General features: G+C 40.8%; 11 protein-coding genes. 1 reads left to right on the forward strand and 10 read right to left on the reverse strand.

Features of this window, described 5'->3' with window-relative positions; all coding sequences use genetic code 11:
* Nucleotides 1-1139 precede the first annotated feature (1139 nt).
* The 10 genes from DES36_RS13010 to DES36_RS13060 form a co-directional block, all read right to left on the reverse strand.
* Nucleotides 1140-2264 (reverse strand): glycosyltransferase family 4 protein, encoded by a 1125-nt coding sequence (locus DES36_RS13010; RefSeq protein WP_113921648.1) that lies wholly within the window; start codon nt 2262-2264, stop codon nt 1140-1142.
* Between the two features lie 163 nt (nt 2265-2427).
* Nucleotides 2428-3402, reverse strand: a complete 975-nt coding sequence (locus DES36_RS13015; RefSeq protein ID WP_113921649.1) for a glycosyltransferase family 2 protein — start codon at nt 3400-3402, stop codon at nt 2428-2430.
* A gap of 651 nt (nt 3403-4053) precedes the next feature.
* Nucleotides 4054-4920, reverse strand: a complete 867-nt coding sequence (gene galU / locus DES36_RS13020; RefSeq protein ID WP_187387076.1) for a UTP--glucose-1-phosphate uridylyltransferase GalU — start codon at nt 4918-4920, stop codon at nt 4054-4056.
* A 200-nt stretch (nt 4921-5120) separates the two neighbouring features.
* On the reverse strand, nt 5121-5480 hold the full coding sequence (locus DES36_RS13025) for a four helix bundle protein (protein ID WP_113921650.1): 360 nt from the start codon (nt 5478-5480) through the stop codon (nt 5121-5123).
* A gap of 150 nt (nt 5481-5630) precedes the next feature.
* Complete coding sequence (locus DES36_RS13030) at nt 5631-6842, reverse strand: ABC transporter ATP-binding protein (RefSeq protein ID WP_113921651.1); 1212 nt, start codon at nt 6840-6842, stop codon at nt 5631-5633.
* Nucleotides 6843-7857: 1015 nt separating this feature from the next.
* Nucleotides 7858-8673 carry an ABC transporter permease gene (locus DES36_RS13040; protein WP_113921653.1) on the reverse strand — a complete coding sequence of 272 codons (816 nt, stop codon included), beginning with the start codon at nt 8671-8673 and terminating at the stop codon, nt 7858-7860.
* Nucleotides 8674-9064: 391 nt separating this feature from the next.
* Nucleotides 9065-10570, reverse strand: a complete 1506-nt coding sequence (locus tag DES36_RS13045) for an LCP family protein (RefSeq protein WP_170128311.1) — start codon at nt 10568-10570, stop codon at nt 9065-9067.
* A 138-nt stretch (nt 10571-10708) separates the two neighbouring features.
* Nucleotides 10709-11719 carry a rod shape-determining protein gene (gene mreB, locus DES36_RS13050; protein ID WP_113921655.1) on the reverse strand — a complete coding sequence of 337 codons (1011 nt, stop codon included), beginning with the start codon at nt 11717-11719 and terminating at the stop codon, nt 10709-10711.
* Between the two features lie 256 nt (nt 11720-11975).
* Nucleotides 11976-12263: a sporulation transcriptional regulator SpoIIID gene (gene spoIIID, locus DES36_RS13055; protein ID WP_113921656.1), complete on the reverse strand. Its 288-nt coding sequence runs from the start codon at nt 12261-12263 to the stop codon at nt 11976-11978.
* Between the two features lie 367 nt (nt 12264-12630).
* Entirely contained in the window at nt 12631-13416 is a 786-nt protein-coding gene (locus DES36_RS13060; RefSeq protein WP_170128312.1) for a M23 family metallopeptidase, read from the reverse strand.
* A gap of 527 nt (nt 13417-13943) precedes the next feature.
* On the opposite strand from DES36_RS13060, the gene spoIID reads away from it, so the two are divergent.
* Nucleotides 13944-14951 (forward strand): stage II sporulation protein D, encoded by a 1008-nt coding sequence (spoIID, locus tag DES36_RS13065; RefSeq protein ID WP_113921658.1) that lies wholly within the window; start codon nt 13944-13946, stop codon nt 14949-14951.
* Nucleotides 14952-15149: the final 198 nt, after the last annotated feature.

Here is a 15149-nt window from a genome sequence, read left to right on the forward strand (position 1 = left end):
AAAAAATAACCCAGCTCAAGGGTTAGATAGAGAAAAGCAAGATCCTTCGGCTAAAGCCTCAGGATGACAAAAGCAGGAGCTAGGGTCAAAGAATACCTGGCACTTAAAAAAGACCCCTAATCCCAACCACAGCCATCCTGGAGCCCGCCAATTATGAAAACACAAAAACAAAAATCTAAAAGCCGTAAACGAAAAAATAACCCAGCTTAAGGGTTAGATAGAGAAAAGCAAGATCCTTCGGCTAAAGCCTCAGGATGACAAAAGCAGGAGCTAGGGTCAAAGAATACCTCTGGCACTTAAAAAAGACCCCTAATCACAACCACAGTCATCCTGGAGCCCGCCAATTATGAAAACACAAAAACAAAAATCTAAAAGCCGTAAACGAAAAAATAACCCAGCTCAAGGGTTAGATAGAGAAAAGCAAGATCCTTCGGCTAAAGCCTCAGGATGACAAAAGCAGGAGCTAGGGTCAAAGAATATCTCTGGCACTTAAAAAGGACCCCTAATCCCAACCACAGTCATCCTGGAGCCCGCCAATTATGAAAATACAAAAACAAAAATCTAAAAGCCGTAAACGAAAAAATAACCCAGTTCATGGGTTAGTAGAGAAAAGCAAGATCCTTCGGCTAAAGCCTCAGGATGACAAAAGCAGGAGCTAGGGTCAAAGAATACCTCTGGCACTTAAAAAAGACCCCTAATCCCAACGCCAGTCATCCTGGAGCCCGCCAATATAGAAAACATAAAAACAAAAATTTAAAAGCCGTAAACGAAAAAACAACCCAGCTCAAGGGTTAGATAGAGAAAAGCAAGATCCTTCGGCTAAAGCCTCAGGATGACAAAAGCAGGAGCTAGGGTCAAAGAATACCTCGGCACTTAAAAAAGACCCCAAATTCCAACCACAGTCATCCTGGAGCCCGCCAATATAGAAAACATAAAAACAAAAATCTAAAAGCCGTAAACGAAAAAACAACCCAGCTCAAGGGTTAGGTAGAGAAAAGCAAGATCCTTCGGCTAAAGCCTCAGGATGACAAAAGCAGGAGCTAGGGTCAAAGAATACCTCTGGCACTTAAAAAAGACCCCTAATCACAACCACAGTCATCCTGGAGCGAAGCGAAGGATCTTGCTTTTCTTCATCTCGCCTATCGGCGAGTTTGTTTTTTTCCACTTTCCACTTTCCGCTTTCCGCTTTCTTCATCACCCGTTTCATCCTCATACTCCTCTTGCTTCTCTTGCTCCTCTTGCCTATGAGAATATAGTACCTTCCTCCCTAGCAAGCCAATCTTCCCTGCAATGTATTGTATTAGGATAAATAGGATTACTAGTATGACTAGACCTAGTTCTCGGGAGACTTGGGAATAGATTACGGATACGGTGGAAAAGATGATGCTCATGCCGTAGATGGTCAGGACGGTTTTGGTTTGGGAACTGTTGGTCGTCATTAGTAGGTGGTGAAGGTGTTCTTTGTCGGCTTGGGCGAAGGATTGACCTCTTAGCTTTCTTCTGATAATGGCAAAGAAGGTGTCAAATACGGGCACTCCTAGTATTAGTATTGGAACGATTAGGGAGATAAATGTGGTGTTTTTAAAGCCCATTAGGGATAAGACAGATATAATATAGCCTAAAAATAGTGCTCCTGTATCCCCCATAAATATTGTTGCAGGGTGAAAATTATAGACTAAAAAACCCGTACAGCTACCTGCTAGAATTAGAGCATAGGACATGACAAAATAGTCCCCTTCTACAATAGCTAGAATGTACATGGTCATAAACGTAATAGTGGATACTCCTGATGCCAGGCCGTCTAAGCCGTCAATTAGGTTAACTGCATTGGTTACTCCGATAATCCATAGATACGTGGCAAAATAGCCTAGGTAGGTCAGCTGGATTCGACCGATAAAGGGTAGAGTAATGCTTTTTAGGTAGATGCCGCCATAAAAGATTACTACAGTAGCTGCTGCTAGTTGGAAGAGAATTTTTACCTTAGGGCTCATTTCATATTTATCATCTACAATGCCTGAGATTAGAATAATAATAGCGCCAATCAGTATGGCATTAAACTGAAAATGAGGATACCCAAATAAAGCATGCCCTAAAATAAAGGCTATAAATATAGACAGCCCTCCCATAGTTGGCATGAGTTGTTTGTGTACTTTTCTTTTATTAGGCTTATCTACTGCACCGATTTTTAGGGCTAGTTTTGCTATAAATGGAGTAATTGCCATAGAAACCGCGCAGCAGAATAGGTATACTTTTATATCTTCCATCTTGTTACCTCACGGCATATGCGTGTTCTGCATAATTTTGGATCTACGATTTAAAATTGGGGCTTATTAGATAAGGTGGTCAGGTGGTCGGGTAGTCAGGTGGTCAGCAAACCTCGCCCCAGGCGAGTATTGGTTTTGCTTACCACCTTACCACCTTACCACCTTACCACCTTACCACCTTACCACCTGACTTCACATCTACAAATTTCAAATACATCCTCTTCCTCAGTGGTAGATCTTTTATCATGGGATTATTCACCCACTCTGGGTATTCTCTTTTTATGGCTTGGTGGAGTTCTTCTAGGAGGTCTGATCTGATTCCGGCGTCAGGGATTTTGTTTACTTTTTCGAGTGAGCGGAATAGGAGATGGTAGATGAAGAGGTATTCTAGTTGGTCGGCGAATTCTTCGTCTTGTTTTTGTTCTTGGTAATAGTTTTTTACGATTCTTAGGTTTTTGACTGTTTCTAAAATCTTGTAATTGTGTTTTTTGATATCGTCGTCTTGGTAGTAATTGTAGTGACACAGGGCTCGGTTTACTTTGGCTATTTTATTACCGTGAAGTAGTAGCCTTGGGATGGTTCCTAGGTCTTGATCTCTAAGCCCTAATGGAAAGTAGATGTGATTGTCGGTGAACAGGGTCTTTTTATATAGCTTCCCCCAAAAGAATGGTAGGATGGTGTTAAGTAGATCTTTGTTTTCGTAGATGGATTCTACTCGTGCTTTCATCTTACCTGAAAAACGAACCTGTACGTGTTTTTGCTCTTGGTCCTCTATTATTCGGGCATTGGTTAGAACTAGATCTGCATCGGTTTCCTTTGCTTCTTCCATCATAAGAGCAAGGATTTCTTCTTGTAAATAGTCATTTCTATCTACAAACATAATATATGGACAATTGCTCTTATCTATACCTAAATTCAAGGCAACGGAAGTTCCATAGTTTTGTTGGCTAATAAGTTGGATACGATCAGGATGCTCCTTTTGGTATTTTGCTATTATGGAAAGGCTGTCGTCTGTCGAGCCTTGGTCTATGATAATGAACTCAAAGTCTTTGTAGGTTTGATTGAGTATCGATTGTATGGATTTGTCTAGATGGAACTGCGAGTTGCAAGCAAGCATGATGATGGATACCTTTGGCATAGATTCCTCCGTTTATAAGGTGGTCAGGTGGTCAGGTGGTCGGGTGGTCAGCAAAAGCGTTGTTTGGGTCAGGCTCTGAGGGTCAAGATCCTTCGCTAGCGCTCCAGGATGACTTGGGTAGGGCTCTGGGGGTCAAGATCCTTCGCTAACGCTCCAGGATGACTTGGGTCAGGCTCTGGGGGTCAAGATCCTTCGCTAGCGCTCCAGGATGACTTGGGTAGGGCTCTGGGGGTCAAGATCCTTCGCTAGCGCTCCAGGATGACTTGGGTCAGGCTCTGAGGGTCAAGATCCTTCGCTAACGCTCCAGGATGACTTGGGTCAGGCTCTGGGGGTCAAGATCCTTCGCTAGCGCTCCAGGATGACTACTGCAGGAGTCTGATGCAAGGTAGCTACCATTGGGTGGCTTAGTGGCGGAACGGTGAGGGCACCGTCCTCTACCTCGCCTTCAGGCGAGTTTTCCACATTCCACATTCCACATTCAGCCTTCAGACTTTAGCCTTTAGCCTTCAACAATTCTAAATTCTCAATCGCGCGAGGCGCATATCCCATCCAACCGTCCAACCACATAAAAAGTTCGGCATTCAGCTTTTACGCTTTTCCTGACCACCTGACCACCTGACCACCTATCATTCTCCGCTTTACCACTTACTTCTACAGATTTAAGCCCTTCAAATAGTCTCTAAACTCCTCTTGAAGATCCTCTCTTCTCAGCGCGAACTCTACCGTTGCTTCTAAGAAGCCTAGTTTGTTTCCTACGTCGTATCTCTTTCCTTGGAAGTCGTAGGCGTACATGGATTCTTGTTTGGCTAGTTGTTTTAGGGCGTCTGTTAGTTGGATTTCTCCACCGGCGCCTTTTCCTGTGCGTTCGAGTATTGGGAAGATTTCTGGGCTTATGATGTACCTGCCTAGGATGGCTACGTTTGTTGGGGCTTCTTCTATAGATGGTTTTTCTATTAAATCATCTACAGTAAAAAGGCGGTCTTCAATCTGTTTTCCAGATACGATACCGTATTTGTTTACATCTTCTCTTTTTACGCTCTGTACTCCTAGTATAGACCCTTTTTTGTCATTGTAAACCTGGATTAGTTGTTTTAGAGCTGGTTTTTCAGGGTTATAGACAATATCATCTCCTAATAATACGGCAAAGGGCTCATCGCCTACAAAGGATCTAGCGCAAAGTATTGCATGACCTAATCCCTTAGGTTCTTTTTGCCTTACGTAGTTAATATCTACCATATTGGAAATGTCTTCTACTAATTGCAGAAGCTCATCCTTGCCTTTTTCTTTTAGTTCAAGTTCTAATTCTATGGATTTGTCAAAGTGATCTTCTAAAGCTCTTTTGCTCCGTCCAGTAACGACGATAATCTCTTCGATTCCAGACGCAATAGCTTCCTCAATGATATATTGTATGGTGGGCTTGTCTACAATAGGAAGCATCTCCTTTGGCATTGCTTTCGTAGCTGGCAAGAATCGAGTTCCTAAACCAGCAGCTGGTATGACTGCTTTGCGAACGTGCATGGTTATTTCTCTCCTTTGCGGTGATTTTATGGTTGTATTTTTTATTCTAACATATAGTTTGTTCTTGTTCAGCAGAAAGCGGAAAGCAGAAAGCTGAAATTTGGTCACCTTCGGTGACTTCATACTGCATTTTTCAATGTTTTAAGCTAATAAAATTTCCCTTTAGCTTTGGTTGCAGGTTTCTTCGATTTTTAATCTTTTTAATTTTGTTTTGTTGAAACTATAAAACCGTTTAGCAATTTTCCTACTATATTAGCTTGAGTTACTATATCGCTGTATGTGTTTTTATCCATGTACTCTAGGTCTTTTGCTAACAAAATTTGATATTTTAGCTCTTCTAAAGAACCTCGTGCAATTAGTAGGAATCTCTGTAATTCCTTAGCTGTCCCTCTTGCCTTACCTTCAATTATATTACTAGGAATTGATACTGCTGCTCTTCTTATTTGAGATGTCAATCCGTATAGCTCTTCTTTAGGGAATGTCTTGGTAACTGCATATATTCTAAGTACAAGCTCATGTGCCTCTTGCCAAACTTTTAAGCTATGTGTAGCACCATACATAGGCAACCTCCTATAAATTCGAGATTAAAAAAGAAGTATTTAAGATTGCACCGCATATCTCACCGTAGGCAAGTATTCATATTCTGGCTTTGCACTTTCCGCTAGAGTTCCGCTGTCCGCATTCAGCTTTCAGCTAAGAGGTCATTTCTTCTACGAATTCTCAAACGTGTGCTCAATATAATGTACCCCAGTGCCTCGAAATGTGTCGAGCTCCACATAAAACGGCCTTTTATTCGAATAGCTCATGTATAACGCTCCTGTTTGTGTTGTGGCTTCGCCGGATAGTAGGTATTTGCCGGGGAGGAGTTTTATTTGTTTTAGAGTTACTTTTAGGGTGTGGGTGCCTATGGTGTTGATTAGAGCGTTTTGGGGGGATTTTTTGTCGCTGCCGAAGATTTCGTTCGTTTCGGCGTCTCTAATGGTGAAACACCAGATTAGGTCTTCCATTTCTTTTTTGATTTCGTAGTTTACTTGGAAGGTGATTTCTTCTCCAAATTGGAATTTGTTGGTCTTCTCCCCTTGGCTATTGATGAAGGCAAAATCTGAAAATTGAAGAAGGTCTGCTTTGCTCATGATTTGAGCTGTCTTGTTGCTTTCGAGGGCTTCTTGTTTTTTCTTTTCTCTTTCCTTGGCTTTTTCTTCTTTTAGGAAATTCTCGTATTGAACCATAATCTCCCCTGTTTCGCCGTAGCACATAAGCTCTCCATCTTTAATCCACATGCATTTATTGCAGAAGGACTTGACCGTAAATAGGGAGTGGCTTACGAAGAAGATGGTCTTGCCTTGCCTTTTGAATTCCTCCATCTTGTCAATGCACTTTAGTTTAAACACATCATCTCCAACGGATAAGACTTCGTCTACAATGAGGATGTCTGGATTTACATTGACGGAAATGGCAAAGCCTAAGCGGGATTTCATACCGCTAGAATAAGTTCTTACAGGCTGATAGATATAGTCTCCAATATCGGCAAATTCGATAATATTATCAATTTGATCGTCCATATCTTTTCGCTGCATACCCATGGTCAGGGCCTTTAGGTAGATGTTTTCGATGCCTGTCAGCTCTTGATCAAAGCCTGAAGTAAGTTCTAGTAAGGCAGCTATTTTTCCGTTTATTTTTATATTTCCTTTTGTAGGCTCTGTCACACCGGTGATAATCTTTAAAAGAGTAGATTTCCCCGCCCCGTTTTTACCAAGTACGCCTACTGCCTCTCCCTTAGGGATAGATATTGTAAGGTCTTTTAAGGCGTAATAAGGCTTGTACCTTGTCTTCTCAGAAAAGACATCTACAACCCGATGCCAAGGCTTTTTGTATATTTTGTATAGTTTGGATAAGTTTTTGATTTCTATAGCGTTTTCCATGTGTTTCTCCTTATTAAGGTGGTAAGCAAATATGCGACTTGCGTCGCAGTGAATAGTGAATAATGAACGATGAACAGTTAACAATATCAGGGGTTATTGAGTCGCATATTTGTACTGTTCCATGTTCCATGTTCAGTGTTCATTTTTCATTGTTCATTGAAGGTTTTTGCATTTTGTTCTAATGATCGTTTATTATATGGTTTATATGCTTAATATTTAGTGCGCACGGATCCTTCGCTTCGCTCCAGGATGACTCGGGTAGGAGCTTGCGATGGCTCTGGAGTCTTGGATCCTTCGCTTCGCTCCAGGATGACTCGGGTAGGAGCTTGCGATGGCACTGGGGTCTTGGATCCTTCGCTTCGCTCCAGGATGACTCGGGTAGGAGCCTGCGATGGCTCTGGAGTCTTGGATCCTTCGCTTCGCTCTAGGATGACTCGGGTAGGAGCTTACGATGGCTCTGGGGTCTTGGATCCTTCGCTTCGCTCTAGGATGACTCGGGTAGGAGCTTGCGATGGCTCTGGGGTCTTGGATCCTTCGCTTCGCTCTAGGATGACTCGGTAGGAGCCTGCGATGGCTCTGGGGTCTTGGATCCTTCGCTTCGCTCCAGGATGACTCGGGTAGGAGCTTGCGATGGCTCTGGGGTCTTCGATCCTTCGCTTCGCTCCAGGATGACTCGGGTAGAAGCTTGCGATGGCTCTGGGGTCTTGGATCCTTCGCTTCACTCCAGGATGACTCGGATAGGAGCTTGCGATGGCTCTGGGGTCTTGGATCCTTCGCTTCGCTCTAGGATGACTCGGGTAGGAGCTTACGATGGCTCTGGGGTCTTGGATCCTTCGCTTCGCTCTAGGATGACTCGGGTAGGAGCTTGCGATGGCTCTGAAGTCTTGGATCCTTTCTACATAATTACTTGCGTATGGCAACAAAGTCATCCTGAGGCTTTAGCCGAAGGATCTTGCTTTTCTCTACCTCGCCTATCGGCGAGTGGTGGTTTTGCTGACCACCTGACCACCTGCCTTTACAGAATATCTGCAAACTCCCCTCTTAACTTCTTAAATATATATCCCCCTAAGATGCTCAGTACCAACATCACTCCCCAAAAGTATATGGTATAGGGAAGGTTTTGGAAGAACCATTCTTTGTTGATGAAGGTATCTCGATAGCCTTTTATGAAATAATAAAAGGGGTTTGCTAGGATGATGTATTTTAGGATGCCTCGGACATTTTCGATTTTCCATAGGATGGGGGTCAGCCAGAACAGCATGGTGGTGATGGATTTGAGAAGGTGTTCGAAGTCTCGGCTAACTACTATCAGAGATGCTGTTGTCCAGGAAAGTACGGTCATAAAGGCGAACATACAAAACATATAGTAGAATATTTGTAGATAATAAATATCTGGTGGATATCCTGCAAACCAAAAAATGGCTATTAGGATGAACACTAAAGCTATATGTACGAATAGCTGTGAAAACATCCTAAAGGTTGGAATGGTGGACACTGGGTAGACGATTTTCGTAATGAGGTGTTTGTTTTGTCTAAAAGATGTGCCGCCATATATTAAGGTTTCTGATATATAAAACCATGGAATAATCCCTGCAATAAGCCAGAGAATAAAAGGGAATCCGGATATTTCATTTCTAGATCCTCTTATACCTATTTCAATGGCAAACCAGTACACAGAGATATAGAGTACTGGTTTGACTAATGCCCACAATAATCCTAAAGCTGTACCTGTGTATTTTTTTTCAAGCTCTTTTTTAGACATTTCAAAGGTTATTCCGGCATTTTCTATATTTTCTTTTATCATATTTAATGGGTTGCTTAATAAAGACATAGTTACTCCTTTTGAAAAAGATAGGTGATAAGGTGGTCAGGTGGTCGGGTGGTCAGCAAAAGCATTTCTCGGGTTGAGCTTCGTGGGTCAAATATGCGACTTGCGTCGCAGTGAACAATGAACACAGAATAATGAATAATGAACAGTATAAAGGGTTATTGTGTCGCATATTTGTACTGTTCCATGTTCAGTGTTCAATGTTCATTCTTCATTGAAGATTTTCGTGTTTTGTTATAGTACTAGTTAAATTAGAACTATTATATAATTTATGACTAGTATTTAATTCGCACGGATCCTTCATCGTTTCGCTCCTGTAGGTGACGTGGGGGTAATTAATTTGGTTTAGAGCTACTGGAAGCTGATGACTGGCCGCTGATTGCTGGTAACGCTCCTATTGATCCGTTCCTATATTAGAGTCTGTATTTCCTACGGTCGGTTCACCTGGCGTTGGTTCGGGTGTTGGGGTTGGCTCTACTGGTGCTGGTGTTGGGTCTGGCGTAGGCTCAGGTGTTGGTGTTGGGTCTGGCGTAGGCTCAGGTGTTGGTGTTGGGTCTGGTGCTGGGGGTTTTGGTGTCTCTTCTTTTGGTGTGGGTGCAGGTTGAGGTGCAGGCGCTGGTGTTTGCTGAGCTGCCGTTACCCTTATACTTGTTGTAACCGTATAGCCACCTGCTTCTATGGTTATCGTCGTAGTTCCTGATTTCTTTGCTACGATAGTATTGTCTGCATTGAGCTGAATAACTCCTGGGTTTGATACACTATAGTTTGTGTCATTGATTTGATAATAATGCACCTGTCCCGATACGGTAGTCCCTGCAATAGTCAGCGTAGTTCTATTTCCTACTCGTAAGTTTGAATTTCCAACAGATGCTGTCAAATGAGACAATCCGCCTGAAAACTCTTCTTGATCTCTTTCTTCTATCGTAATTCCGTAAATCTTTTGAGCTAATTCTGCTATTTTTTCTTGGTCCATAATCCAATAGGATATTCCTGCAAAATCTCCAAAACTACCTGGTAGAGTATAGGTTTCCATAGCCTCAATATTGACGGCAAATAAAGATAATGCAGTGATTTGTTTCATATTTAAATTAGTAGTCAAATTATCTTTAACCAGACTGTATATTTGCGGAATCTTAATTAAAGTATTGGCCTTCTTCATATTTTGTAAAAGGCTCTTCATGATATGCTGTTGATTAGCAACTCTATCAATATCCCCTAATGGATAAGCTCTGTATCTAGCGTAGTACAGTAGCTCCTCACCATTAAGTTTTTGCAAGCCTTTCTCAACTACTACTTGGCTATGGTCTTTTCCCTTGTCTGCATAAAGAGTATGGAGCACATCGATTTCAATACCACCTATCTCGTCGATGATTTTTGATACTACTTCCATATCTGTTATACCTACATAATAATCCACGGGGATGTCCCCTAGAACATTGCTCACCGTATTGGATAAGTACTCAATTCCTAAAGGAATGACTTCACCTTTATCCTCTGCGTCTTCACTTGCGTACATAAAACAAGAGTTGAGCTTATCTTTGCCATATTGATTGTAAATGGGCACATAGGTATCCCTTGGCAAGGATACAAGGTCTAGAGTATTCTTTTCAAAATCCAGAGTAGCCAACATCATCGTATCCGATCGATATACGCCATATTTTTGTACTTCTTCACGAATATAATCCTTGTCTAAACCAAAAATCAGGATATTGATTTTACTGTCTGGAAATGAATCTTCTACATTTTCTGAATCCTCAGAATCCTTCCCTGCTTGAAATATCTTTTCTGGATTTCTCATGTCGGAAAAAAGTTTGATACCTACTCCAATACATATTACAAGTATTATTACTAAAAAAATCATTACACGCTGTTTGCTCATAGTTCCTACTGTAGTCTTCATAAATTCCCTCATTTGTTTAACTATTGTTCAAACGTGATTAGAAATAAAACACGGAATTATCCGTGTTTATCTCTCATAATAGGTATTAACCCCCCTTAAAACATGGGAGTAAAGTGCCTGTATATGCTTTCATTCACTTTATTCGTAAGATTTTCTTGATCCCATTAACAGGTGAACATTGTCAAGGATTTTTCCTGTTCCTATGGCTACAGCCATTTCTGCATCCTCAACAATTTTTACTGGCACGCCTATTCTCTCCTCTATTAGTATATCCAATCCTGGGATTAAAGCACCGCCACCTGTCAAATAAATACCGATATCGCTAATATCTGCTGCTAATTCTGGTGGTGTTTTTTCTAATACAGCGTGAACGCCATTTATAACCGTATCAATACTCTCTTGAAGAGATACTCTGATTTCTTCAGAACGCACTAGGATGGATCTAGGTAAACCAGATAAAAGATCTCGACCTCTTATTTCGATTTCTTTTTCTTCTACACTAGGGTGTACTGCACCGATATTGATTTTCAAATCTTCTGCAGTTCTTTCCCCGATGAGTACATTATGGTTTTTTCTCATGTATCGGACAATAGCCTCGTCAAATTTGTCTCCTGCTATTTTTATAGAAATGCTTTCTACAATTCCCCCTAAGGATAATACTGCAATATCTGTTGTGCCTCCACCGATGTCAATGACCATATTTCCCGTAGGTGCCGTAATGTCAATGCCAGCTCCTATAGCGGCTGCTACTGGTTCTTCTACGATAACAGGGTTTGACCCACCTGCAGCGAGAACAGCCTGTTCTACTGCTCTTTTTTCGACTTCGGTAGCTCCGCTTGGAATTCCTACAACTACTCTTGGTCTAAACAATCTTCTTTTTCCACATACTTTTTCGATAAAATATTTTAGCATTCTTTCTGTAATTTTAAAATCAGAAATCACGCCATCTCTTAGAGGGCGGATAGCTTGTATATTTCCAGGCGTTCTTCCAAGCATAGCCCGCGCTTCAGAACCAATGGCTCTAATTTCGTTTGTGTTTGTATCAATTGCAACAACAGAAGGCTCTTGTAATATTACTCCCTTGCCTTTAACATATGCCAGAATATTTGCCGTACCTAAATCAATTCCTATATCTCTTCTAAAGGGCATCTCTAAGTATCCTCTCCTTAATTACTTTCTACTAAGAGTATATTATAACATAAGTTGCGTAAATTCAAATCTTTAGTGCTAAAAAAATGTAAAATTAAGGTGGTAAGGTGGTCAGCAAAAACATTTGGCCACCGGTGGTGGCTGTGCGTTCATTGTTCATTATTCATTATTCATTGCTGATTGCTGATTGCTGATTGCTTGGCGCACAAAAAAAGCCCAGCTGGGCTTGTATGTACTTTGGGACAGATGCCTTTGATTATTCAGTTTCTTCAGCTATTTTTACCTTTTTGCATTTGCACTTTGTTTTATATTTTTGTTTCGTTGCCATACCCCCTCTTAGATGACGCTCAGCTTTGTTGTTGTCGAGTATTTCTCTAGCTTTTTTGTAAATTGTTGGATTTATATCTGGTAGTCTTTCCGTAATATCTTTATGAACAGTACTTTTGCTGACTTTAAATACTTTAGCAGCTTCTCTTACTGTATTTCCTGATTCTATTATATAATTCGCTATACTCAATACTCTTTCTTCTATGTAGTCCTTCACATCAAGTAACCCCCCAACATTATCATTAATAAAATTTATGCAGGAATTGCTTAAATTAGACGCGAGAGAGGAAAAATATTGGAATAAGGTGGTAAGCAAAAGCATATTGGGGTTGGCTCTAGGGTCTTAGATCCTTCGCTTCGCTCCAGGATGACTCTTAGCGGAGCTTAAGTATAATATCCACCACAGTGGTGTAATGTAGAACGTTGAAGGCATCGTTCATTATATCGCCCGAAGGCGAGTATTTCTAGGATCCTAACTAAAAAGTTCCGCTTTCAGCATTCAGCTTTCCGCTATTTAGTTTTTCCCGTCCAACGGTCTAACGAACCAACCGTCCAGCAAAAAACGACCCCGAAGGGTCGTTCTTTTACAAGTATTCACTTGGGTCTATGCATTTGCCGTTTTGCCATACTTCAAAGTGTAGGTGTGACGGATCTTCGGATTCGAAAGTGGCTGTTTTGCCAACTTTACCTATTGCATCTCCTGCAGATACGGATTGATTTAGAGTAACAGCTACCTTTTCTTCTAAGTTACTGTATCTTGTTTCAATACCATTACTATGTTGGATGATGATGGTTTGTCCTAGTTTTCCATCTTTGTAGATTTTTGTTACCTTTCCATTTAAAGCTGCCTTTACTTCTTGACCTTCTTCTGCTTTGAGGTCTACTCCTGTATGTTCAGATGTAAATTCCTGCAATGTTTGAGAATATACTGGTTCCCCACCCATACTAAAGGCCATTACTACTTCTTTTGCGCCAACAGGGCTTACCATATCTTTTAGATTTGTATTAGATTGCGGCGCCTGCTCTTTTGGCTGTTCCGTTTTTGGTTCTTCTGTCTTTGGTTCTTCCTCTTTTGTTGTTTTGTCTACTTGCGTAGCTGTTTCCGTTGCTGGTTCTTCTGCTCCTATTGTATCTTCGTCGATAATTGCGTTGGTGTTATCTACTGGATCAGTAGTCTCTTGTTCTACTATAGCTGTATCTTTATTGGCTATATCTTTGTTTGATGCATTGTCGTTAACGAAGTATACTAACATTGTAGCGACTAATGTAATACATAAGAAAATTGCAACGTAGAAACCTTCTTTGTTTGCTAATTTGAGTGCTCTTTCTTTAAAACTAGAATTATCATCTTTGAATATTTTTTTCTTCATATTCGCACCTCCTGAAGACATTATTGCCTGCAAACTTGGTATTTATACCTAAAAATATGAAAATTGTGGATATTTTTTAAGGTGGTAAGCAAATATGCGACTTACGTCGCAGTGAACAATGAACAGGGAATAATGAATAATTAACAATATAAAGGGTTATTGAGTCGCATATTTGTACTGTTCCATGTTCAGTGTTCATTTTTCATTGTTCATTGAAGGTTTTTGCATTTTGTTTTAATGATCGTTTAGTATATGGTTCATATGCTTATAGTTAGTTTGTAAAGATCCTTCGCTTCGCTCCAGGATGACGGGGGCCTGCGGCCAGCAATCGGCGTTCAGCCGCCAAGGCTTGGGTATGCCTCTCGGGTCAAGGCTTATCTCGCGCCAAGGCAAGTATTGCTTTTCCTGACCACCTATCTTTCTCCCCCAGCGCTTCATGCTTTTCCTTTTCCAACTAATCTAGAATTATAGAAATATTTTCTCCCAAGGACGAATATATATCTATATGCACATATCGGAGGTATAACATGAGAAAAATTGGCTTAATGATACTAGCGTTGTTTTTGATTGTAATGATTATCCCCTTTTTTATTATCAGCTCTTGTGAGGCTATTAATCAAAGGGATGATGAGCCTGATGTGATTGAGGAAAAAGATCAGGTGTATGTAACAGTTCTTAATACAGAGGACAATACGACTATGGAATTGACAACAGATGAGTATATTAAAGGTGTAGTAGCTGCAGAAATGCCTGTTAACTTTGAATTAGAGGCTCTAAAAGCACAGGCTGTTGCAGCAAGGACTTATACATTAAATAGACTAGAAGAATTTGGGGGTAAGCCAGATGACGTGCACCCTCAGTACGAGCTGTGCACAGATTATAGACACTGTCAGGCATGGATAAGTAAGGATGATCGCCTAGTTGCTTGGTCTAAAAATACGGAGCTATCTGCTTTAAATAGTATAGAGCTTTGGAGCAAAATTGAGGAAGCTGTAGATTCTACAAAAGGAGAATCTCTTATCTATAATGGAGAATTGATTGACCCTCTTTTTCATTCAAGTAGTGGCGGTGTAACAGAAAACTCTGAAGATTATTTTTCTGCCTCATTGCCCTACCTTAGAAGCGTGTCCAGCGAATATGAGACAAATTCGCCCTATATAAGCACAAATTTTGATATTAGTGAAGATGATTTTGAGAAAACTCTCAAAAATAAATATCCTGACATCGTATTAAAGAAAAATAAGATGATTGATAATCTAGAAATTATTAGTAGGACGAAAAGCGGAAGAGTAGATGAAATTCGAGTAGGAAATAAGACCTTAACTGGTAGAGAGATCAGAGAACTATTAAACCTAAGATCTAATAATTTTACAATAAAACAAGATGGCAACAAGCTAGTATTTACTGTTAATGGCAACGGCCACGGCGTAGGCCTAAGCCAATACGGCGCCAATGGCATGGCAGAAGCAGGGTTTGATTATGTAGAGATATTGAAGCATTATTATACGGGAGTGGAGCTGAAAAAGGTATACTGATATGAGGTGGTAAGGTGGTAAGGTGGTAAGGTGGTAAGCAGATATGCGACTTGCGTCGCAGTGAACATGGAACAGTGAATAATGAATAATAAACAATATAAAGGCTTATTCAGTCGCATATTTGTACTGTTCCATGTTCAGTGTTCATTTTTCATTGTTCATTGAAGGTTTTTGCATTTTGTTTTAATGATCGTTTCG

Source organism: Alkalibaculum bacchi (genome assembly GCF_003317055.1).
In the GTDB taxonomy this organism is placed as follows: Bacteria; Bacillota; Clostridia; order Eubacteriales; family Alkalibacteraceae; genus Alkalibaculum; species Alkalibaculum bacchi.